This window comes from uncultured Tateyamaria sp., assembly GCF_947496075.1.
In the GTDB taxonomy this organism is placed as follows: Bacteria; Pseudomonadota; Alphaproteobacteria; order Rhodobacterales; family Rhodobacteraceae; genus Tateyamaria.
This window is the reverse complement of the sequence record NZ_CANMBJ010000002.1, coordinates 317806-340250: the sequence shown is the minus strand read 5'-3', so window position 1 is coordinate 340250 and position 22445 is coordinate 317806. Positions and strand designations below refer to the sequence as shown.

The following is a 22445-nucleotide window of genomic DNA, read 5'->3' as shown; positions in this document are numbered from 1 at the left end:
CATTCACGCTCTGCGCCCTGCTCAAGATGCAAGTGGTCGATATCATGGCATCGAGCCTGGCTAAGGAACGGACATCCATCTTGACCATGCCTCACCACCCGCCCTTAGGGCTGTCATGCGGGCGAATACGGGGGCATGACGTCGGACGGAGTCGCGCTGCCGAGACGGGCCGCCCCGAAATCAAGTCATTTGCGCACGGTGTTTTTAATAATCGGGGTCTGTCCATGAACCGCAACCGGTGCACCCAAACGAATATCCGGTTGCCAATTTCAAGCCACTCGGGAATCCTAATCGGTACTGTTTCTGGGAGGATACAATGTTTCACAGAGCCATAATCGCTGCCGCCGGCCTGTCTTTGCTGGGCACTGCCGCCATCGCACAAGAGAAGATGCGGGTTTCGTTACAACTTCCACTCAGCAGCCACCTCGGTGAAAACCTCATCCTTTTTGAAAAGGAGGTGGAGGAACGCACAGGCGGTGCGATCGACGTAGAAATCTATGACAGCGCCACGCTTTACAAGGACAAGGAAGTGCCTGCTGCTGTTGGCTCTGGCGCGATCGAGGCCGGCGTCGCGTCGCTGACCCGCTATGTGGGCGATGCGCCGGTGGTCGATGTGTTCTACATGCCATTCCTGTTCAACACAGAGGAAAAGGTGCGCGCCGCGGTTGCCGAAGGCTCGCCTGTGCGGAACATCCTGGAAACGGAAATCGCCAAGACCGGGGGCTCTGTCCTTTATTGGCAAGCATATGGCGGGGCGATCTTGCTGTCGCAGGATGAACCGATCCGCACGCCTGCCGACATGCAGGGCAAAAAGGCCCGTGTATTTGGCAAAACACTGGGTGATTTTGTGACGGCTGCTGGCGGTGCGCCGACACTGATTTCCGGCTCCGAGCAATACCTTGCCTATCAGCGTGGCACGGTTGATGTCGGTATGACCGGGGTTTCCGGCGTGAAATCCCGCAAACTTTGGGAGGTGATGGACACCATCACCAAGACCAACCACGCCAACATCGAATTCGTCGTTGTGGTCAACAATGACTGGTGGGCCGGTCTTGATGCGGAAACGCAAGGTCATATCCGCGATGCGGCCAACGTGGCGCAAAGCGATGTGCGTGACCGTATGAGCCAGATCGAGGCGGATGCCTACGCGGCTGCAGAAGAGAACGGCATGAATATCGTGGAGCTTACCGACGAGGAACTCACGGCATGGCAGGCAGTTTCCCAGCCGGTGATCGACGGCTATCTGGCCGCCACGGGTGAGGCCGGGCAGCAGGTGCTGGACGCGCTTGGTGTGAATTCGGGATCCTGATCCAGATGACACAGCACAATGTTACAGGCGACCTTTGGGCCGCCTGTTTGTCCGCGACATGAAAGTCATAACATCGCTGTCACAGGGGGCCTGTGCCCTCGGGGCGGTCATGCTGGCGGCCACCGGCGTCATGCTGACCTACGAGGTCATCGCACGTTATTTCTTCATCCGCCCTACGATCTGGGCCGCGGAGTTGAGCCAGCTATGCCTGATCTGGGGCTGCTTGCTGGCCATGGCACATTTGCTGACCTTGCGGCGGCACATCACCGTGAATGCGATCACGACCCTCCTGCCACCCATGGCGCAAAAGGTTTGCGCGTCTGTTGCGCTGGTGATCGTCGTCGTCTTTTCTATGATTGTCGCCTTCTGGGGCTTCGACATCTTTCTTGAGAGTTTCGTTCGCGGTCGCACAACCGGCTCGCTTCTGAACCTGCCTGTGTGGATCGCGGAGGCATCTGTTCCAATCGGGTTCGGGCTTCTGGCGCTGCAGGGCGTCGTGGAACTGATCAAGTTGCGCGGCTCCGATACCGCGCATCTCGGAGCGACGCACGAATGACCATCCTTCTGATCCTCGCCTGCCTGTTTGCTTTGCTGCTTCTGGGTGTGCCGGTGGCCTTTGCACTGGGTGGCATGGGGCTGGGCATGTTGCTGTTGGGCGGCTTTTCCCCGCTGATGGCACCGCAATCCATCCTGTCCACACTGGACGGTTTCATCCTGTTGGCCGTGCCCCTTTTCCTTTTGATGTCGAACCTGCTGTTGAAAGGCGGCGTCGGGCGCGATCTCTTTGCTGCCGTTCAAGCCTGGGTCGGGCACTGGCCCGGTGGCCTCGCTGTGGCCACGATCATCAGTTGCGGGCTGTTTGCCGCGATTTCAGGGTCTTCGGTGGCCACAGCCGCCACCATCGGTACGGTGGCGATCCCGGAAATGATCAACCGTGGCTATGAAAAGCGCTTCGTCTACGGGTTGCTGGCCGCAGGCGGCACGCTGGGCATTCTGATCCCGCCCTCGATTCCGATGATCGTTTACGGTTTCGTAACCGAACAATCCGTTCTTGCGCTGTTTCTCGCGGGCATCGGGCCGGGGCTTGTGCTGGTTATGCTTTTCATCGTGTTTGCGATGCTGCACGCGAAGCTGTCAGGCAACTTTGAAAATGTCCCCAAGGCCAGCATGTCCGAGCGGATAGAAGCCTCAAAACGTGCTTTGCCCTCGGTGTCCTTGGCTGCATTGGTGATCATCGGGCTATACTCCGGCGCCTTCACCCCGACAGAGGCTGCGGCGGTCGGATCGGCGGCGGCCTTGTGTATCGTGGCCTTCTGGCTGCGCACGCTGACCTGGGCGACACTGTGGGAAGCCGTGCGCGAATCCGCCATTACCACGGCGGCAATCCTGCTGATCGTGGCGGGCGCCAAGGTCTTTGGCAAAGCCATCGCGCTATACCGCATACCCCAGGATATCTCGGCCTTCCTGACGCAAACCATCGACGGGCCAATCATGTTCATCCTCGTGGTGTCCATAGTGCTTCTGCTGATGGGACTGGTGTTCGAGGCGCTCTCAATGATCCTCATCATGACACCGGTTCTGTTGCCTGCGGCCCTCGGTATGGGCTTCGATCCGATCTGGTTCGGAATCTACATGGTCATTATGGTGGAATGCGCGCTTATTACACCGCCCGTGGGTTTGAACCTCTATGTCATTCAATCGGTGGCCCGAACCAGCCTTTCGAATGTCGCGCGGGGCGTCTGGCCATTTCTGGCTTTGATGCTTTTCACGGTTGTGTTGCTGTATGTCCTGCCGGACCTCGCCCTCTACATCCCCTTCAAATGGTAACCAGCCCGATGACCCCAACCGAAACCCTGCGCCACCTGCTTAAGCAGGATACGTGCCACATCATGCCTTGCTGTTTCGACGCACTGTCCGCCAAATTGATCGCGCAGGAAGGTTATGCGCTGACGTTCATGTCTGGCTTTGCCGCGTCGGCCAGCCGCATTGGTGCCCCCGACTTGGGCCTCATGAGCTACGCCGAGGTGCTTGATCAGGTGCGCAACATCACGGATGCAACCACCATTCCGCTGATCGGTGACGGGGATACCGGGTACGGCAACGCCATGAACGTGCGCCGCACCGTGGCGGGCTTTGCCAAGGCCGGGGCCGCCGCGATCATGATCGAGGATCAACTGGCACCCAAACGATGCGGACACACACCGGGTAAGGCGGTGGTGTCCCGTGATGAGGCTTTCGACCGTGTGCGCGCAGCGGTGGACGAACGCGACGCGCTACGCGCTCAAGGCAGTGATATCCTGATCCTTGCTCGGACGGATGCGCGGCATGAACACGGTCTTGGGGAAGCGATTGAGCGCGCTGCCACATTCGCTGAGCTTGGCGCAGATATCCTGTTTGTAGAAGCCCCCCGGTCCGAACAGGAAATGCGCGAGGTTTGTACCTCTTTACCGGGTCCAAAGATGGCCAACATAGTTGAGGGCGGCGAGACTCCTGATCTGCCAAACGCTATCTTGCACGACATCGGATACAGCATTGCGGCCTATCCCCTGTCGCTCATGGCGGCGGCAATGCAAGCAATGGTCACGACCCTGCGTGCCATGCGTGATGACGAGCGCCCGGCCCAGATGGACTTTGCCGACCTGCGCGCACGGATCGGGTTTGATGATTACTATGCCACTTCCGGACGCTACCGGTCTTCACAACGTTAGCTTTTGGAGTCCACGCCCAGCACGGTTTCATGCTTTCGAACGGCCCTGAGCCGACCTTAAGCATGTCGTAAGAACGCCGCGTCTGCAGCCCGCATTCCGGACACTTGCCACGACTGCGAAATTTCGAACCAGGTGAACGCGCGCAATGCGGACAAACCGGTTTCCAACATGTTTGACTAAATGTTTGCTTCGGCGAGAATCCGTATTGATGTCTGTCAATGGTCGCCAAAGTCTTGTTCTGTGCGCGCAGAATCTGTCTCAGCTCTTTTGGCATCTTGAAGCGAAGGGCTTTGTGTCCATCAAGTAATCGCAATTCTGACGGTTTTTCCTCATCATCCCGGTCCCACTGCCTTTCCGAATGGCGTGGCATCCATTGAAATGTCACGCCCAGCAATGTCGATACGCCGCTTGGTCCGAATGAACTGATCCTGATGCCGGCGGTGTCTGGGTCATCCCAAAGATGATAGTACGCCTTACCTAACCAGATTAGCTTGTTTGCGATTTCTTCTGTCCATTCTCTAACGGTCTCTTGGACCCCATGTGGACTGTATCGAGTGTCTACGGATTCGAGCAGTCGTTCAGTCAAGTCTCGATTGCTGGTGGCCACATCGAAGAGAGCGCCGCTTCGCCGGTTGGAGTAGTGGAAAATCTAAGAGAAATCTTCGTCAAACATCCTCCGATTAAAACCGGGTTTTTGCCTTCATTGCGAACGAAAACACGATCCAACAAACCAATCTGCGCCTCTCTGTTGTGGAAGTGGAGAATCGGTCTGGACCTAGAGAATTTCATGCTCGACCTCCTCATCCTCTTGTCCAAGACGGCGAAGTAGACTGGTGATTTCGTGTTCGACATCAATGTCAGACGAGGCAATGTCCGGCATGATGTGCTTTGCGAAAAAGAGATGGGACGCGTCTGCGTGACTGTCTAAGAACGCCCGCACTGTCTTGTTCGGGTGTGGTCGTCCACGGCTCATACCCATGCGAATTCCGAAACCGTCTTGGCACGCCAATCCTTCAAACGACATTTTCCAGTTAATACGGATCAACCCTCGAGGAGACGCACTCCAACTAAAGCTACGGGTATTTGAGATGAGTAACATCCTCCTAAGGTAAAGCTGCTTGTCTACAGCCCGCCCTATCCACTCATCAAACCGTGTCAGCGCAGCCTTACCCAACTCTTCGTTCTCGAAATAGGCGCAATACAGGATGGCAAAAACGACCCCAAAACAGATCACGAAAACCAGACCCGCAGACTCTCGTTATGAAAGAGGAAACCTTGGGTGTGGAACAGGTCAGAACCATTCCGCGCTTGCATGCACGTCTATAGCCGAATGAACGTTTGATCCTCGCTCAGTCGTTTAATTGCTTAGACAAAAGGGGCGCGGACGAAGACTGACGGGGCAATCCTATGAACTACCGCACGCTGCCAGCCACTGGAAACCTTCACATTTTCAAGCGCCCTTACTCAGCGCCTGATCGACAAACGCTCTGCGAAGCATACTTGGTAAGCTTGAAGCAAAAACAAGCCACACGAAATTTTAATATGATACAACCGGCCAACGCTGCAAAGTTTTAGAAAGCACTTGACCAGTCAGTTCAGCCTGAAAGCAAACACTGTTGACGCTGCGTTGCGACGTAAGCTTGTGGAGATCGACGAGTGAACACTGAAGACTCCAATGCACGAGAAATCCCTCTCTCATGGTTCACTCGATCTCTCTGGAAGTACACTCCTCTTTATGTCGAACTGGTCTTTCTTGCGATCTGCCTTCGCCTGATTGGCCTAGTCGAACCGTTTATTTTTCAAGTTATCATTGATCGTATCCTGCCGTTCCAGCGAGAGGCGTCGCTTGTTGTCGTCGTGGCAATCTTTGCGGCGGTGAGCTTGTTTCAGATGGGGTTTGAAATCCTTTCCAACCTCTTGGGGGTGCTGACAGCCAACAAGGTGACGCGAGACTTTGGAGCCCGCATTTTCGATCACCTTTTCAAATTGCCGCTCAGCCACTTCCGAAAATGGTCCGTCGGAGAGACTATCGCCCGGGTGAGAGAGACGGAGACGATCCGCAACTTTCTAGTTGGCACAACAACTGGTGTCTTTCTCGACCTCCTTTTTGTCGTCATCTACATCAGTGTTCTGCTGGCATTGTCTGTCCCCTTGACGATGATTGTGCTGATCGCTCTGCCGCTTCAGGCACTTGTTTACTTTGTTTTGGGCCCCTTTTTGCGACAGCGCCTCAGAGTCCAGTTCGATGCTGGCGCGCGCCATCAGACACAGATGGTCGAAAACATCTCTGGGATAGCCGCCGTGAAGGCTCTCAGTGCTGAAGACAAGATGTTAGAGCGTCTCGATCAAACGCTCTATGACAGTCTAAACGCGCGCTACCGGGTAAGCCTGCTCAACATAGTAAGCGACAAGTTGACATTTATTGTTGAACGCAGCGTCACCATCGCGATCATTTATGTCGGCGCGAACCTCGTTTTTGCCGGAGAACTGACACTAGGACAGCTCATTGCGTTTCACCTTCTGGCCGGGAAGGTGACCGATCCAATTGCCAACTTTTCGCAGCTTTGGGAAGGTTGGCAAAACATCAAGGTATCGAGGCAACGCCTGGGTGACATCGTAAGCTCACCGATGGAGCCTTTCGATGCACAACCCCGACTTCTATCCGTAATCGAGCCGCGCCTCACCTTTGAAGAGGTCTCTTTCGGTTACACGAAGGGTACACTCGTTCTGCGCCATTTCTCATTTGTGGCCCAACCAAACACTCTTACGCTTGTGGTCGGGCCGTCGGGCATAGGTAAGTCCACCTTCGGACGGCTGGCAGCAGGGATCGATGTCCCTGCCGAAGGTGTCGTTCGGCTGGGCGGGGAGGACATAACCAAGTTCGAACCACACGATGTGAGATCCAAGATCGCTTATATCCCACAAGAGCCCTACCTGTTCGCTGGCACGCTCAGGGAAAACCTATTGATCAGTGAACAGGATGTCAGTGAAGAGGATCTTCAAACGGCCCTGCGCATTGCGGCGGCCGACACTCTTGTGGCGCGCCTTCCATTGGGGTTGGAGACACAAGTCGGGGAGCGTGGGTCCGCCCTCTCAGGTGGCCAACGCCAAAGGATCGCAATTGCACGCTCTCTCATCAAGAAACCCAAGGTTCTGGTCCTGGACGAACCGACAAATGCACTGGACGATGCAGCACAGCGAAAAATGGCCAAAGAGCTGGCACGCCTGAAGCCGACAACCACGTTGATTGTCATTACGCATCGACCTGAGATTTTCGAAGATCCAGACCAAATCGTTGATTTCGAGGCCCTCGCATGAAACGCGTTGCCGAGCCGATGAGCATCAAATCGCCGACCCTGCATGGCACAATATTGTTCACGATGGCGGTATTTACCGCGGTCATTGCCATGGCGTTCATATTCAAAGTTGAAGTCGTCGCAAGAGGCCAGGGCAAAGTCGTCCCGCTAAGCCGTGTTCAAGTCCTCCAGCCAGAATTCGACGGAAAGATCGTGGCGATCCATACAGCCAACGGCGCGAGAGTGCAGCGAGATCAGGTGCTGATCGAGTTTGATACAACCGACGCCGCGGCTGAGGTGAATACGGTGACGGCGGACATGGATCGACTTTTGATCGAACGTGCGCGCATCTCTCATTTGGTGTCCAGTATCGACGCAGGCGTCATTGATCACGCCGACGCCAGCGAAACAGTGATGAGCAATTTCACCTTGCCGGAGTTTAACACCCGTCCTTTTTACAAAGAACAACGCAGGTTACTGGCGGCCGAGATCGACAGCCTACAGGCGCTGATGAACCAAATAACTGCACGGACTGAAGCCAATAGGAAATCGGTTGCGGTCACCCACGCCAACATTGACCGGGTGGAGGCGGCCATGAAGATCCAAAGCGAGCGACTTGAGATCGCCCAGGGGCTGCTGGACAGAGAAATTGCAAGCCGCGCAAGCTTTCTGGACATTCAAGAAGCCTTCACCGCATTAGAGAAAGAGCGCGACGTCTACCTGCGGGAGTTGGCCAAAAAACAGACTGACGAAAGCGCCATTCTCGCTGAGCGCCAGAGCATTGTTGCCTCTCAACGCAGCTCCCTTCTAAATCGACGTTCCGAAATCGAAGCGCAGCTTACGACGCTCAGCGAACAGCTGACGACAGCCAATCGGCGTATAGAAGCGGCCAAGTTGCGCGCGCCGAAAACGGGGGTGGTGGACCAACTTGATATTCACACCATCGGAGCAGTGATCCAGTCCGGCGACGATATCTTGCGTGTTGTTCCCGAAGATCAAGTCGTCGAAATCGAAGCGGCTTTTACCAACGTCGACATTGGATTTCTGGAGGTAGGCCAACAGGCCAATATCAAATTGGATGCTTATCCTTCGGCCCGCTTCGGCTTTGTCAAAGGTGAGGTTTCAAATGTCGCTGCAGACTCCACCGAAAGCACAGAAGGCGAGTGGACTTACGCCGTGCGCATCAAACCCGCCCGAAACACTTTGGAAAACGGCAGTGATGCCTTCACGATAAGGCCCGGCATGACCGCGACCGTGGATGTGACGACAGATAGCCGCCGGTTGATAAGCTACTTCTTTGCCCCTATAGTTGAGGCGGCGCAATCTGCCCTTGGTGAAAGGTAAGATGCCGACAAATGATCGAGTTTTTTCAGTCTCTGGGGCTCTTCGGTTACGCAATTCTTGCTTTTTTGGCGGTGTTGATCTGGAACCTAAAGAAATTGATCAAGCTGCGCACACCCCTTGACTCACAGCAGCACAAGATCTGGCGCGCCACTGGCGGGACAACAAAGCCCGACCATCTTGAAAACCGCGACTCTACCACTTCTGAACAAAACAAAAATCGCGGTGTAGACAGTGCTGAGAGGTAGTGTTCGACCAATTCTGACGGCAGGTCGCTACACAAACATACGCAGCCTCGCGGTTGCAATTTTCTGCGCCCCGCTTCCACTGCTGGCCGATGGCGTTGTTGATCACGAGACGCAGCACTTCAGTGTCAAGGTTGTTCAAGAGTTGGAAGCGTTTGCCAGCCCTCTCCTGAACGAAACTCTCGATCAGTGCGCGGAAGAAACAGGTCTGCTCAAGTTTCGTACATCCCAGGCCCGAATTCCATTTTTCGTGGCCCGTGACAAGCGCACGTTAGATGCATTGATCGAAGATCACTATGCTGGCCAAATTACTTTGACTGAAGACACCTATGTTGATGACACATTTTGTGGTGACCCCGCGAGTGGCACCCTGTTTGTTACCGGCGAAACAATCAGCCTATGTGTCGGCGATGAAGCGTACTGGTCAAAGCGAATTCAATACAACGAAATCTGTTCTGACATCACGCACGAGATGGTGCATATCGTGCAAAATGATTTGACAGACGGCGGACTCCGCGCCCCCGGACAATCGTTGACGGAGGTTGTTGGACCTGCTTGGCTTTTTGAAGGCGTTGCAGTTCTGTTCAGCCAGATATCCAGCTTCGGCAAGGATCGGCTAGACCGCGTGGTCCAGCTTTCCCGCAATCAAATTCCGCCAAACAGCTTTACACTTGCAGAAATGGAACGCTTCGACAGACGTGCGGAATATGGCCGGCTACACTATCAGAAAGGCTTTATTGCGGCAAAATATCTTCTGGATCGAACTGATGAAGACGCCATCTTTGATTTCTATCGATGCGTGGGGCCTTCTGAAGAGTGGGAAATCTGTTTTGAACGGGCGTTTGATATGTCAGTAGACCGATTTTACACCACCCAATCATCGCAGTAGCGCCACCCAGACAATGACTGGGTGGCACAATGAGCGTTCAGCGACCGTCCCAATCGCCGCCAGCGTGGCCTGAATAGGCGTCGCCGTTTGGGTGTCCCACAGCATTCGCCTCGGGGTGTTCAGCCAGTGCATCAACCTCCGGAACACTATAGGTCGGATGGTTTTCAGCAATATCATTGAGCACGCCTCTGATCGCGCCACCTGCTCCGCGGTATGAGCCAAAGCGGTTGCCTCCGCCTCCGCCGCCACCTCCGCCACCACCACCGCCAAAACTGATCGGAGCGAAGAGTTCATTTGTGCAAACATCATCTTTAGTAAACATAACCTGTTCCTTTAGAATGCAGGCAGCGACCTTTTAGGTTCCACCTGTTGCTGTTTGCCAGGCATGTCGCCCGGCGGCTCACTTGGGTGTTGGTCTGGTCGGCAACCGTCACCCGTTTCACGATCAAAAAGCCGGCCGGCTTCCAATCGCAATCTGACTTAGGCGCTTTCCCTTGTTTAGTAGCGCCAGAAGTAACTTACTGACATCGTTGGACTATCCAGAGCGTAGACCTGATGAAACCATCCTGCAGGCTGGATAAGCAACTCTCCGGGGTGCAGTTCCACAGATGTGCATGTGGCTGCTTTTGCTTCGGGGTACTTGTCAAAGTCGGGCTTGTCAGGTTGAAACCAGCACTTTTGATACGTGTTGTAGGACTTGTAGGGGTACAACAACTCGGCTTGATCGGCCGAGTATAGATCGAGGCGTTTACGCCCGATCACTTGAAACAGAAAGCCGGTCAATGGATCGCGGTGTAGCGGCGTTGCCGGAACGTCAGTCGCAACGGCACCAAACCAAAGCTGCGGCGGCACGAAGTCTTCGGTTTCAAAGTACATCGTGCCGAAATTGCCCGCCATCTCATCGGGAAGACGTGACCCTTCGGTATAGCTCTTGAATTCCAGCGATGATCCACCCTTGACCTGACCCTCGCCAGGATTACGCAGTTCTGCAACAAAGCGCTTCATAGTGACGTGGTCGGAGGCAGATCTCATGAAGACAACTGCTTCCCCATATTCCTGTTCGAGACGGTCAAGCGACCAATCATCGCAAGGCGGCGTGGGTTCAAGCCCGGTGATAATGATGGGCAGGCTCTCTTCCATAGCTTCCAGGAGTTGATATTGGCTTGGGGTTTCGAGGCGCTGGATCACAACTCCGTCCCGGTAGCCCTTTTGCTTGTGCTTTCGCGCGACCTTGGCAAAACGTTCCCGGGTCCAGTCGCTTGGTCGCAAGCAGGAAAACGCCAGAAGAAATGCGAGGCTTTGATCGCCTTTGAGTTCAGTGCTGCCTATGACTTCAGGGCTGCGCCAGTCCACGACTTCGAACTCTCTAAAAATCAACTCAAGGGTTGAGAGTGAGAATCTTATTTCAGTATCCGCTTCGTAGTATTCTTGTGGTCGATCGACGCGCAAATCATCGAAAAAGCGCGCACGAAACCCCAAGTGGGGATACCCATCGACAACAACGCGCACTGTGCCGCGGCGCCCTTCCGGATTTTCGAACCCAGCTTGTACCAGTTGGATGAATCCATCAAGTGTCTGGTCAGGCGTTGTGTAACCAGACTTGGGGTAAGCCACGTTCATAACGCGAGGTCCTCTTTCACGCAGCGTGCATTAATACCGGTCCAGCGACAGATGCGCCGTACAGAGCCGTCCATATTTCGTCTAATGCTCGTGGCGGACTTTTCATCTGGAAAGAGGTTGCGCAGCACGTCATGCAACACTTCGCGCACATTGCCGTAAGGTGTGATCCAGTCATTAAAGAACAGTCTCCGACCACAGTTCCACTCCTCGTGCTTCAGCGTTCGGCCCGAGCCATGCACATCGCGTTCGACATCTTCGTTGAGCCACGCCCACGTCACCATCGCGGTCGGGATATAATTCTTGGTTACGTAAAACTTGACCTGGTTTTCCCAAAGCGGAGGAAGAATTTCCGTGCGGAAATAGTGCCCCAGCTGCTGTTGCTTGTGGTAGGGCGACCTTGCGAGCAAATCGAGCGCATAGCCGGTCGATAAATAGTAATCGAGGTTCACCATGCCGTCTGCACCTCTCGCGCGCTGCGAGCATGGCGCGACGTGACCGTCCTATGCTTCTCCAAGTGAGATTTCAGGTGCTTCTGAAGGGCCAAATGATCGCCAAACGGCGCCGCTTGCCGTGTGATCTGGATCGCTTCATCGTCGTCTGGGCACCGGCTCCACGTGGCATATCCGATAGGTATCATTTCTTCCGAAAACGCGATGAACGCAGACCTATCCTGCACGTGCCGAAGCAATGATGCATGGTAGTCACCAATCGGCATCTCTGATTGACCCTGCCAGTAATCAATGTCCAGCTGCGCCATCATTCCCAGCGAACGATAGCCGTTTATGGCAGGATGCTCTTTGTCTGGTTTGGGAACTGCGGGCAGGTAGTTCTCATTTGTATTCAACATGTTCCCTCCACCGACGAGATCGGTCAATTCTAGCAAGGCAGTTTGACCCAAAAAAGTGGACCAAAGCTCTTTTGGCTGCTGATGTCTGAACGCTCGGGCGGCCAGCATGCGCGCCACCGGATAATTCCAACGATAGTTGTAAACTGCATTTGGATCCTGCTGCGCTACTGCAAGTTCCACCGCGTCATTACCAAGGTAAATCGCATCATCGTCTCGATGGGCCGTTTGTAAGATGCCCGCAATCGCACTGCCCGGCATGTCTGCATAGACCAGCAAAGCCCGCTCGCTTAAGAATGCAGCAATCTCTCGGTGAATTGGTGGAATGAATTGGCCTGGATTGGCGGCAAGTTGTACCGCATGTCCGAATTCATGTGCTACGGCAAGCAGATCGGCACCGTAACCTGAATACCGGATAGAAACGAACGGCATATCACCAGCACACCGATGTAGAGTAAAGGGTCGCTGGACTCCATCATCTTCCGTAACGAATTCGACCTGCGTCTTGCGCGCAACGTCTAGAATGAACTCGGCATGATCGGGAAACTGATGAGCCATGGCGTTCGCTGCGAACGACCACGCTTCGTATTCCGATAGGCCTATCGAAACAGGGGTAGTAGGCACGCGCACCTTTAAATTACCGATACGCGTCAGTATGTTAGAGATGCACTGGACTGGAAGAGCATGTGCACCCAACCAAGTGCTAAAATCGCTTGCTTTAATTTCAGCCGCGACTTTCAAAGCTGTATTGTCGGCATAAGAACGCGGTCCAACTCAACACCTTTCCTTGTACACAGGCAATCCTAGCAAAGGCACCGCACGAGGTGTCAACTGCAGGAGACACAGCTGAGTGTCAATTCGCTTAGCGCAGGCTGGTTCTTGCCAGTTTAGTAACGCTGCAAAGCAATTCACGCAGCTCGCACAAAAGATTTCGGTTTTTTGGCTCGAAAAGAGTCCCCCAGACCGTCCAAATTGCCGCAAATGACGCTGCATTATCAGTAAAGGCGACTCGCAGTACTCTTGGACGCACAGGGAATAAAGACAGGATTGGCAAGCGTCCTGGATCTACGCATTCAATCCCAAAGCCAGCCGAACGAAGTGTCGATCAACGGATCATACTTTCGATATGGCCCGGCTCTGGGTGTCCCAAGACAGTCAATAACTGGACGAGATTGCCCCTGCTGCAACACTCGATGGAGGAGATGCGCAACCGTTTCTGAACATGGTGAATTGAGACGAGATACACCACTTCGAAACTCCTGCAATGGCTGCACCTGCTGCGGTTCGACTTTCTTACGGACCGTGCCTCGACACTGCCAGACCGCTCAATTATGCGAACGGATAAGCTTACGGTAATTGAGAATGATGACATCAAGGAATGGGCGTGTGTTGTAGTGGCCTGATGGCTGCAGAGAAGTCACAAGTCCTTCGCTCATCCCCAACCAGAGGCTGCGATGGCGAAGCTCAGAAGACTTTTGGCTACGGCCTACGATAAACTCGTCGATCCATCAGAAGAACGACTGTGGACGCCAATTCTGGATCAAGAAAGGACAAATCGTTTGACAGCGAGGAGGAATACCATCCAAGCAAGCCAAGATGCAACGTAAACAGATGATTTATTGAAAGCGGGGTCTAGTCGAACGTCCGTGTTGGAGATCGTCCGAAGACTGCCTATGCAATGCAGCGAAAGTCCGCTTTCCGCCCCCCCCTGGATCGAAACGAAACCTTAAGAAACATGATCCGCTCCAATTTTCATTTTTCGTCGCGATAGCCAAGTTTCGCTTCGCTTCCGTCCGGCGCCACTCGGACCCACTCTCTATCCACGCGTCGTTGGATCAAGTATGCGCCGTCGGCTTGCAATTGGCGAAGGTGTCTTTCTTGGATTTCGGCAAACCACGGCCTTCCGTCCAACTTTCCGCTGCCAGTCTCTCGCATCATCCGCATCCTCTTAGTGGTCTGCCAGAACCTTGCATTCATCTTGCCCCAAAAATCCCGGGGATGAGACGCGTCAGCGGCGAAGGGGCAGAGCCCCTTTCCAGAGGCTGCAGGTGCACCTGGTCCTGAGCATTTGCACCCAAAGGAATGCAAACGTCAGCTTGACGAGCCAAATTCCATATACCGCTCACAAGAGACGATCACAAAGTCACCGCGCATTTTTTCTCTGACAAAGACGGGTCCAGCTTCCACCAAGGCCAGAATATCGTCAGTGCACGCCTGGAGCAGGACACTGGGAAAAGGACCATCTTCCGAAGATCTGTTCACTCCAACGCGTAGGGTTATCAACTGGCGGGTAAGGTCTTCTGCATCAAGGCCAGCCTCATCGGCTATTGTAGCGCGGATTGATGCCCTGCTTTGCGAGCCGCCGATACTCCAAGGCCCGGTCTCGTGCTTCATTCAGAGTCACAACGTCTGCTCCGCCGAGGCCAAAGTCGGTGCACAGCGGCTTGCCTTCGCGGTTGCGCTGACCTTTGACAGTGACCCTTACGATCCAGCGTCGAGCACCGGACGGATCGACCACAAGGTACAACCCGCTCCCGTCGCCGTGGCGACCAGGACCGAGGGTCCTCACCAGATTCTTCGTCAACTTTCCGTTCAGAGCAGCCACAAAATACCACGGTTTCTACCACGTAGTGAATAGAAACGAGTCTAGTCGAAGAAAACCAATAGCAACAACGAATGCGGATAAACCAACAAAAACAGCCTCATAAGGGGATAAACAGCATCGAACGCGATTGAATGAAAATGGTGGATGGCGGAGACGAAGGGATTCGAACCCTCGAGACCCTTCCGGGCCTACTCCCTTAGCAGGGGAGCGCCTTCGACCACTCGGCCACGTCTCCGCTGACCTGAATACGTTTCAAGATACTGAATAACAACCACTTTTTTCACGACAGAATCACAAAATGCTAACTTGCTGTTTTCGTTGGTTTTCGTTGAAATTCTGGGCGTTTGTGTCACGTTTTGGCACAAATCTGACACAGCACAGTTCCAGATAAGTTCTGTTTTTTGCACTCGCAAACCCAGCAACGGCGAACGGCTATGACGGCCGGAGCCGTTCGTACGAGTGCTGTGCAGCTATGTATGCGATATGAAACAATACACGAACAAAGGTATCATCGGCATCCACTCAACCTGCCCTTGGTGGGCGAGATGGCAAAGTGTCGAATTGCTAAAATTGCGAGCCGTCAAGATACAATCCAGTGACCTTCCGACCAGGTGGCAAGTGGTCGTATTGGCACCCTCCTTTGGGCAGCGGCACAATGATCGTTGATGGCAACCCTTACTGCATTGGTTCGGGCCCGGTACCTATCGTAAGTCAGGACAAGCGCAGGTACTGTGCCGAGCAATTGATGCGATTGGTTGGCAAAGACCCGGCTCATCTCGTATGTCGCGGCCGCGTCTCTTACGCTGAGTCGCTCGAAGAAAGTTAGCTGCCGAAATGGAGCTTCACTTCCCAGATGCGTCGAGTGGTACCGGGGGATCGGTTTGATCCGTAAAGCCCTGGCTGCGCAATGTAGCTACAGATCCTGTGGAGAATAGATCGTGAGGACCCGCCTTGTCTTGCCCAGATCGGCGGGGGCTGCAGAGCGGTTTTTGCAGGTCTCGTCCAAGAGCGATATCTCAAAGCAGACTGTTTCGCCTTCTACCTTGAACGCGCCGGTACGATGTGTGCCCTGTAGATCAGTGTCCAGAGTGAAATTGTCGTAGTGTCGGACGGCCTCAAGGCAGGCCAATTGAAATTCGCCTGATCGAGCGGCGATGTCACTTGCCATCTTGAAACGGCCCAGCATTGGTGCGAGCGGCCAAACCCTTCGGAACAAATCATTCTGGTCCGCGATCAGCTGTCGTTCGACCGGGCAATTGATGTATTCAGGCTGGCGTGTATCCGTCCTCGCAGTTGCTCTCATTGCTCCTCCATCCATCCATGGGCGCCCTACAGTTCTGACTCGCTTGCGTTTAGGGTGTTGTAATTCCCTAAGGTTTGAGCGCTCTTTCATAAGGCACTGTGCTTTTGGTGTCGTTAGCGCGGCGTCTCAGTTTTGCGGACACAAGGTCTCGCTAGTTGTCTAAACAATCTTGCGCATCCAGAATTTCCCTTACAGGTGCTTTGTCTGCGAAGCGGACATGATGCAGACCTTTGTCGACGCCCAGATACCGGCCGCAGGCGGTGCCAATCATTGCCGCCTCGAGCCGCAGCTCGATCTCGCGTAGCGGTTCTTTCCAACACGAATGCCAGTAGTACCCGACCGATACGCAGGCAGGCTATCACATTACCTCTGGTCAGGATTTGGGCGCATCAGACCAAAACGTGGCACTTCACACTGTCCTGTCGTGGAAAGGATCTAGCGATCTGAAACAAACCAACTGTCAATTTGCGTCGCCGACGGCGACAACCAGCCCTTGTTGAATTCCTTTTGAAGTGCCCTTGAACCATCCACCTGGCCAACATAATCGCTTGGCGCCGCGCCGAACTGATCCCGAAACGCCCGTGTGAAGCTGCTGGTTTCCTGAAAACCATACTTCCGCGCGACCTCGGAAATCACACCGCGGGCGCCCGCCGTCATAGCGAGATCCAACATCGCCCTCTGGAGCCTTTGGCGTTTGACATAGCGGGCGATGCCGCCGACCGGCTCGAATTCGCGATAGACCGTGGCCCGCGACGCACCAAAGGCACTGCATATCAAGTCTATAGTCAAGTCGCGGTCACACAGGTGGTCGTGAATGAAGGACCGCAGTGCAGCCCCCCTCGCGCGCTCGAAGACTTCGCGCCTGCTAAGCCCTCCGTGACACTTGTCGATAATGCTGCGCACGAGTCCTGTAAAGGACTCACCCAACGCACGTGCTTCACTAGCGGTGGCGTCGTCGATGATGTCAAACGTCGAGCACAAAGTAGCATTGAGAATGCGTGCGACAGGCGAATTCGATTTAAATACAATGTGCTCTGATGATTTGGACAAGTCGTAGCCGACCATGGCGAACGGAATGTAGGCCGTCACATGGTCCACATGGCTCGTAATGAAGCGACCTTCTCGGCCAAATGGGTAAATGTGCACTTCGCCGGATCTGAAGGCTACTTCTTCGTTGCCAAGAAGCCCAATTTGGTTCGAGTGCCGAAATGCGCGGACCGCCAAGACCTCGCGATTGAGCCGTCCAAGTTCGAATACGTAAGGGCGCTTGCCGTCAGTTCTGAACCGAATATCAGAAAAGGCAACTTCGCCCGTATGCCACCAGTCAAGCGACGCATTGAGGCCGTCCGCTCGTCCGTCAGTCGGCCACAGCGAAAAGGCGGGTTGTTGAATCCAGTTCCAGTAATCCAATCGGTCCTTGGCATCCACGCTAGCCGTTGTTGCCGTGAACTTGACCGGCCGACATTGTTGTCGGATCTCACGTTGCGCGTCGGGCGCAGCATTTTGGGGGACACCGAGGATTGAATTCGACATTGTGGTACGATCCGCAGAGTATTTGATGGCTTCGCATCACCGGATTTGCTTTAGCCCGCACGGTCATCCCAACGACACTTTCGCGGTCCCCATTCTTGCTCAGGGGCCATACTCAGCCACCGTTTTGCCCAGGGGGTTTCGACACTATGGCAAAATTCCCAGCGCGCAGTTGCAGCTCGGTCGGTTGTCGAATGATAGTCCAATCTGTCCATTTTGTCTGCATCAATGTCAGGTCGACCTAACCAGACTCAAATGACACCTCGGACCCGACCAATCAGCTTAAGCTGAAGTTCTCACAGGACCGTCAACCAGAGAGGCCGGCTGGTCATGGGGAAGTCTACCCCGTCCACTCACCCCTTTATCTGGGAACGCTCTGCGAAGCGCTAGAAAGAATTAACGGCCTGCGGCGCCCGCGTCTCACGGGCAAATTCGTTGCACTGTGGAAATCTGGCGCGCCAGAGATCGAGCTCCCGATGACACTGATCGGAGTTGTGCCCGTGAACTTGCGAAACGCCCGATTGAATTGCCGTCTGTCATGAAAACCGAATTTCTCGGCAACACTTCGAACGTTACCACGTCGAGCAGGTGATCGGCACAGTTCGGCCATGGCAAGTTGCGTCCTGCGTCTTGCGATGTATGCCTTCACACCATCCGCTTCGTCGAACAAGCGATATAGCGACGCGCGCGACACTCCAAACCGTTCGCAAAGCAGGCTGGGGTCCAACGACGGGTTATTGATGTTCATCTCGATGTAACGCTGGATCGCTGCGCGCCGCATTTCGGATGCAGCTGCGGCATTAAGATCAGCAACGTCACGCAACACAGGTTCGAGAAAAGCGCAGATTCCGTCCGCCAACATGCCGCCATCCTCGAGCATGCATTCATCCAAGGTCTCCCTTAACCTAAGCAACATCGAGAGCAGCACTGCCCCAACAGGTGTCGCTATTGGGAAAATGCGGCTCGGCAGCGGCTCACCGGGGAACAGGCCAAGCCTGCTGTTGGGTACGTAGAGAATGATGATTTCACTGTCGGTATGGCAGCGTCGGAGCATCTGATCGCGATGACTGCTGACGTGCACGGCATCTGGAGTCTGACGTCGCAAAGCGTCGCCAGCGAAATAGTCCTGTGTGCCACACCTAAGGAAAGAAATAGAAATCAAGGCTTCTTCTTCGGGTGGAGGCGGTCGAAGACATGTCATCGGTGCGGCAAGGGAATGAACCAGAGCGCAGTCGCTTATCCACCAAACATTCGTATTCAAAAAAAAGTCATTCCGACCAGGATCGAACTTGAACGATAGATAGTTTCGCCAGAGGTCGACCACAGCATCCAAACGGTCCTCCACCGCAAACGTGGCAGTGTCGAATTCCGTATGGGGCAGCATCGTCATAGGGGCAAAAATACTCCGCTCGTGACGCAATGCCAACTACGGTTTGCCGGCATTCATCCGAGTGACAAGTCATCAGCGCGCACGCCTCGAGCGTCGCACTAGAAAATTACCATCTGATTCAGATAGTTATCCCTTCCGGTCTTGCCTGAACAATCCCTGCTTATGACTGAGACCAGGCGAGTGAAAACAAGACAAGTGAAGCGAAGCAGCCCAGGGCGAGAACGGAAATTGCGCTCAAGCGCCTACTCAGTCCCCTTGGGCACGCTGGATGGGTGTTGGAGTCCAGGACGCTCAATTGGAGGTCAAACTTGCCTCGGCATCGAAAGGCTTCTAGCTTAATTTCTCATTTTGACCAATTATGGACGAGGCCGATAGTCGTCCATTGTACGGCGCGGTCTAGCTGAAATTGATTGGCACCTGACAGTACATTCCGGCTTCGCGCCTGCGGACAAATACGAGAGCGGATACCTGTTGCTACCGATACGATGGTCGTTGTTAATCCAAGCGGCCGAGAAACAAGGAGCCAACCTACCGATGAAGAGAACCGGTAAGAGAGGTGGCGCACACGCATCAAAACCTATTGATAAAATCGAACCGTTTCAGCGATGCCATACGCCCAAGCACGATGATCCCGAGGCTGGCAACGGCAATTGCGAGAGAGAGGCTCTGATGGAGCCTTTTGTCTGAGAAAGGAGTTAACACCGATGCTAAACGAAACTGATCGGCGATTGTTACGGATTGCCTATGAGGAGGCACTGTCTGGTTTCAAGGAAGGAGGCTGCCCTATTGGATCTGTCCTTGCGCACGGGAACCATCTCGTAAGCCGTGGGCGCAATCAGCGCGTCCAGAAAGGGGACCCGATCGCGCACGGAGAGATGGATGCACTGCGGAAAGCAGGGCGGCAGAAAACCTATCGGCACATGACCCTGTATACGTCGCTTAGCCCATGCATGATGTGCTCCGGTACGATCATCCAGTTCGGGATCCCTCGAGTAGTCATTGGCGAGAACAAGAACTTCGGTGGCAATGAGAGCTTTCTTCGCTCGAAAGGTGTTGAGGTCGTTATTGCAGACGATCCGGATTGCATCGCGCTGATGGAACGCTTCATCTTCGAAAAACCCGCGCTTTGGAACGAAGATATTGCCGTTCACGAGGAGTAGGCAGCCTGTGGGGCGAGACCTATTGCGGCGTTTCGATCAACAGTGCTCCTCGATGCATCCTCTGCTCGCGGGCCAAGTCCGCGACCCCAAACTCCGTCGAAGACTGATCAGAAGCCTCCGGCACGAGATCAACCTTGAGTGCAGCGGGACGGGATGAATAAAAATTCATTTTGAATTTTTTTATTGCAATGGCATGAGAGTGCTCACACTATTGGCGAGACCTTTGATCCTGTTCGGGACAGAGTTCGGCAGATACCCCGCGCAACTCTGAAGAGTACCAGAGCTGCGGCTCCATCACATCCATTCGCTTTTGCGTAAACCGCGAAAAGGGAACCAAATGTATAGATATCTATTGATCGTTTTTCTTGCTCTATTGCCGATCGCTGCGGGCGCCGGACCCAGTTTGGAGCGCGGTGAATACCTGGTACGAGGTCCTGCGGCCTGTGGAAATTGCCATACGCCACAAGGGACCGACGGGCCGGACATGTCAAAAGAACTTGCGGGCTTCCTTGTAGTAAAATCTGACGCGTTCGAGGCGTGGGCAGGAAACATCACACCCGGCAGCCGGATTGCAAATTGGACAGATGAAGAGCTGGCGCGCGCAATTCGCGAAGGCATTCGACCTGACGGCAGCGTCATCGGGCCACCAATGCCGGTCGCTATCTATCGCGGGCTTTCGGACGATGATCTGATGTCCATTGTGATGTTTCTACGGACGGTTCCAGCGAGTAACATCGAAACACCGCCTTCCGTTTACAACATCCCGCTCCCGCAGAACTATGGCCCAGCCATCGTCAGCGTTCGTTCCATCCCAGAGGGCGTCACAGTCGAGTACGGAGAGTACCTCGCCGGCCCCGTTGCCCATTGTGTTGACTGTCACACAACACTTGGAGCCGAGGGCCCCATGCTGGACACTCACCTTGGGGCAGGTGGACATGAGTTTCATGGGCCTTGGGGAACATCCCGCGCGCCCAACCTCACTCCCCACAATGACGGTGTGTCCAACTACACAGATGATGAGCTCAAAGTCATGATAACCTTGGGCCAGCGTCCCGACGGTAGCAGGATGCTGCCACCGATGGGTTACAAATACTTCGCACGAATCTCCCCGGATGACCTGGATGCAATCATCCTATACCTGAGGCAATTGCCACCACTTCCCGACCCCGACTAGGTGATCGTCCCAAGCTGAAATGGCCCCGGGCATGAAAAGAGAGCGGCCCCCTCCGCCTTGCATGCAAGACTGAAGCAGTTGGCTGAGGATGATCTGGGCCCCGCGATGGCCCGTTCGACAACACGACATGCTCACGTCTCCGATGGGTTTGAGCCGGGTTGGACAAAGCGCAGAAGTGCGCTCGGTCTTGCCTTCACGTTCAACCAATACTGGAGAGCCTTAAGACAATTTACGCCTTGGCACACGCCGCCCCAGGCCACTCAAACTCATGAACTTCGGACAGCAACCAAAAACACAAGACCGTCATTCCTTTGACTAATCTACTTAGATCTCAGCGGCGCTCGGACCCAATCTGTAGCGCTTCGCTTTGTAGTTAGGTGCCGTTTCAAGATACCCTTTTTCGATAAGCGCTCTCACTGTCCGACTGAGAGTTGGTTGGCTCATGTGCCGTGTGATCGCGTGTGCACGTATGTCGGCAGCTTCGGCCACGGACGATGTTTTCTCATCACAAAGCAGCCTGACCACATACAGAACATCCAACTCATTGGCGCTGAGTGTCTCAAGGCCAAGGTCCTGTTCCATAGTGGCAAGCAGTTCACGGAGACGCGCAACCGTTGTTATTTTACTGCTATCGTTCATAAAATGTCTTAGACCTTGCCCCGAACCTCAACACACTATTCTGATCGCATAGTAGAAAAGTAGTCTGGGTAATTTGATTGTCAGCAACCTACGCATCAGGCTGCAACAACCTGCTTATTCTTTGGACAGCTAAGTCTTACAAGTCGGTCTTGGCGGCTGGCCATCGCAAGTTCTGTCCCCTTGTCGTCCTAATAATATTCCTTACCACCGCCGGTGTCTCAATTTTTGATGCATTTACTCTCAAAAAGCATGGCGGTCAGTGTGTCAATCGCTACATTTCTGACTGAAAAAAGTCAATCTGATCAAATGCTGACCTCGCGTCAAATTCATTTGTCCTGCAAGCCCAACTTCTGTCTACGGCAAGGAAACAGCTACATCAACGCGTATCGGCG

General features: G+C 54.3%; 21 protein-coding genes and 1 tRNA gene. 11 read left to right on the top strand and 11 right to left on the bottom strand.

The features are described from left to right. The first annotated feature begins 316 nt into the window (after positions 1-316). Genes dctP through Q1A51_RS05545 form a run of 4 tightly spaced genes read left to right on the top strand, consistent with a single transcriptional unit; the run spans position 317 to position 4017 of the window. A complete protein-coding gene (dctP, locus tag Q1A51_RS05560) occupies positions 317-1309 on the top strand; it encodes a TRAP transporter substrate-binding protein DctP (RefSeq protein WP_299598998.1) in 993 nt (330 codons plus the stop codon). A 58-nt stretch (positions 1310-1367) separates the two neighbouring features. Beyond that, positions 1368-1865 carry a TRAP transporter small permease gene (locus Q1A51_RS05555; RefSeq protein WP_299599001.1) on the top strand — a complete coding sequence of 166 codons (498 nt, stop codon included), beginning with the start codon at positions 1368-1370 and terminating at the stop codon, positions 1863-1865. Further along, a complete protein-coding gene (locus Q1A51_RS05550; RefSeq protein WP_299599004.1) occupies positions 1862-3136 on the top strand; it encodes a TRAP transporter large permease in 1275 nt (424 codons plus the stop codon). Before Q1A51_RS05555 ends, Q1A51_RS05550 begins: the two co-directional genes overlap by 4 nt. 8 nt (positions 3137-3144) lie before the next feature. After that, positions 3145-4017: an isocitrate lyase/PEP mutase family protein gene (locus Q1A51_RS05545; protein WP_299599007.1), complete on the top strand. Its 873-nt coding sequence runs from the start codon at positions 3145-3147 to the stop codon at positions 4015-4017. 775 nt (positions 4018-4792) lie between these two features. Here the strand turns inward: Q1A51_RS05545 and Q1A51_RS05540 are convergent. Next, the gene (locus Q1A51_RS05540) at positions 4793-4990 is read right to left on the bottom strand and encodes a hypothetical protein (protein ID WP_299599010.1); all 198 of its coding nucleotides are present in this window, start codon (positions 4988-4990) and stop codon (positions 4793-4795) included. Between the two features lie 683 nt (positions 4991-5673). On the opposite strand from Q1A51_RS05540, the gene Q1A51_RS05535 reads away from it, so the two are divergent. Genes Q1A51_RS05535 through Q1A51_RS05520 form a run of 4 tightly spaced genes read left to right on the top strand, consistent with a single transcriptional unit; the run spans position 5674 to position 9788 of the window. Continuing rightward, positions 5674-7335, top strand: a complete 1662-nt coding sequence (locus Q1A51_RS05535; protein WP_299599013.1) for a peptidase domain-containing ABC transporter — start codon at positions 5674-5676, stop codon at positions 7333-7335. After that, a complete protein-coding gene (locus tag Q1A51_RS05530; protein ID WP_299599017.1) occupies positions 7332-8657 on the top strand; it encodes an HlyD family type I secretion periplasmic adaptor subunit in 1326 nt (441 codons plus the stop codon). Before Q1A51_RS05535 ends, Q1A51_RS05530 begins: the two co-directional genes overlap by 4 nt. Before the next feature lie 11 nt (positions 8658-8668). Further along, positions 8669-8902, top strand: a complete 234-nt coding sequence (locus tag Q1A51_RS05525) for a hypothetical protein (RefSeq protein ID WP_299599021.1) — start codon at positions 8669-8671, stop codon at positions 8900-8902. Continuing rightward, positions 8889-9788 carry a hypothetical protein gene (locus tag Q1A51_RS05520; protein WP_299599024.1) on the top strand — a complete coding sequence of 300 codons (900 nt, stop codon included), beginning with the start codon at positions 8889-8891 and terminating at the stop codon, positions 9786-9788. Before Q1A51_RS05525 ends, Q1A51_RS05520 begins: the two co-directional genes overlap by 14 nt. A gap of 37 nt (positions 9789-9825) precedes the next feature. On the opposite strand, the gene Q1A51_RS05515 is transcribed toward Q1A51_RS05520, so the two are convergent. The 4 genes from Q1A51_RS05515 to Q1A51_RS05500 all read right to left on the bottom strand — a co-directional run bounded on the left by Q1A51_RS05515 (position 9826) and on the right by Q1A51_RS05500 (position 12810). Further along, positions 9826-10110 carry a hypothetical protein gene (locus Q1A51_RS05515; RefSeq protein WP_299202182.1) on the bottom strand — a complete coding sequence of 95 codons (285 nt, stop codon included), beginning with the start codon at positions 10108-10110 and terminating at the stop codon, positions 9826-9828. Positions 10111-10286: 176 nt separating this feature from the next. Then, entirely contained in the window at positions 10287-11297 is a 1011-nt protein-coding gene (locus Q1A51_RS05510) for a cupin-like domain-containing protein (protein WP_299599027.1), read from the bottom strand. Between the two features lie 107 nt (positions 11298-11404). Beyond that, on the bottom strand, positions 11405-11860 hold the full coding sequence (locus tag Q1A51_RS05505) for a toxin-activating lysine-acyltransferase (protein WP_299599030.1): 456 nt from the start codon (positions 11858-11860) through the stop codon (positions 11405-11407). After that, a complete protein-coding gene (locus Q1A51_RS05500) occupies positions 11854-12810 on the bottom strand; it encodes a hypothetical protein (protein ID WP_299599033.1) in 957 nt (318 codons plus the stop codon). Before Q1A51_RS05500 ends, Q1A51_RS05505 begins: the two co-directional genes overlap by 7 nt. Before the next feature lie 876 nt (positions 12811-13686). On the opposite strand from Q1A51_RS05500, the gene Q1A51_RS24330 reads away from it, so the two are divergent. Next, positions 13687-13815, top strand: coding sequence for a DUF6527 family protein (locus tag Q1A51_RS24330; protein ID WP_366523078.1), 129 nt, complete (start codon positions 13687-13689; stop codon positions 13813-13815). A gap of 754 nt (positions 13816-14569) precedes the next feature. Here the strand turns inward: Q1A51_RS24330 and Q1A51_RS05495 are convergent. From Q1A51_RS05495 to Q1A51_RS05475, 5 genes are all read right to left on the bottom strand, one after another. Further along, positions 14570-14857, bottom strand: coding sequence for an Arm DNA-binding domain-containing protein (locus Q1A51_RS05495; RefSeq protein WP_299599036.1), 288 nt, complete (start codon positions 14855-14857; stop codon positions 14570-14572). Positions 14858-15002: 145 nt separating this feature from the next. Continuing rightward, a tRNA-Ser gene (locus Q1A51_RS05490) sits at positions 15003-15092 on the bottom strand. Positions 15093-15770: 678 nt separating this feature from the next. Continuing rightward, positions 15771-16160, bottom strand: coding sequence for a DUF3768 domain-containing protein (locus Q1A51_RS05485; protein WP_299599039.1), 390 nt, complete (start codon positions 16158-16160; stop codon positions 15771-15773). A 435-nt stretch (positions 16161-16595) separates the two neighbouring features. After that, positions 16596-17693 (bottom strand): AraC family transcriptional regulator, encoded by a 1098-nt coding sequence (locus tag Q1A51_RS05480; RefSeq protein WP_299599041.1) that lies wholly within the window; start codon positions 17691-17693, stop codon positions 16596-16598. A gap of 358 nt (positions 17694-18051) precedes the next feature. Further along, positions 18052-19080 (bottom strand): helix-turn-helix domain-containing protein, encoded by a 1029-nt coding sequence (locus Q1A51_RS05475; RefSeq protein WP_299599044.1) that lies wholly within the window; start codon positions 19078-19080, stop codon positions 18052-18054. 704 nt (positions 19081-19784) lie between these two features. Between Q1A51_RS05475 and Q1A51_RS05470 the strand changes: the two genes are divergently transcribed. Both Q1A51_RS05470 and Q1A51_RS05465 read left to right on the top strand, forming a co-directional pair. Further along, the gene (locus Q1A51_RS05470; protein ID WP_299202146.1) at positions 19785-20240 is read left to right on the top strand and encodes a nucleoside deaminase; all 456 of its coding nucleotides are present in this window, start codon (positions 19785-19787) and stop codon (positions 20238-20240) included. A 484-nt stretch (positions 20241-20724) separates the two neighbouring features. Next, positions 20725-21414 (top strand): c-type cytochrome, encoded by a 690-nt coding sequence (locus tag Q1A51_RS05465; protein ID WP_299599048.1) that lies wholly within the window; start codon positions 20725-20727, stop codon positions 21412-21414. A gap of 324 nt (positions 21415-21738) precedes the next feature. Here Q1A51_RS05465 and Q1A51_RS05460 read toward each other — a convergent pair whose 3' ends face one another. After that, positions 21739-21996, bottom strand: a complete 258-nt coding sequence (locus Q1A51_RS05460) for a helix-turn-helix domain-containing protein (RefSeq protein ID WP_299671192.1) — start codon at positions 21994-21996, stop codon at positions 21739-21741. Between the last annotated feature and the right edge of the window lie 449 nt (positions 21997-22445).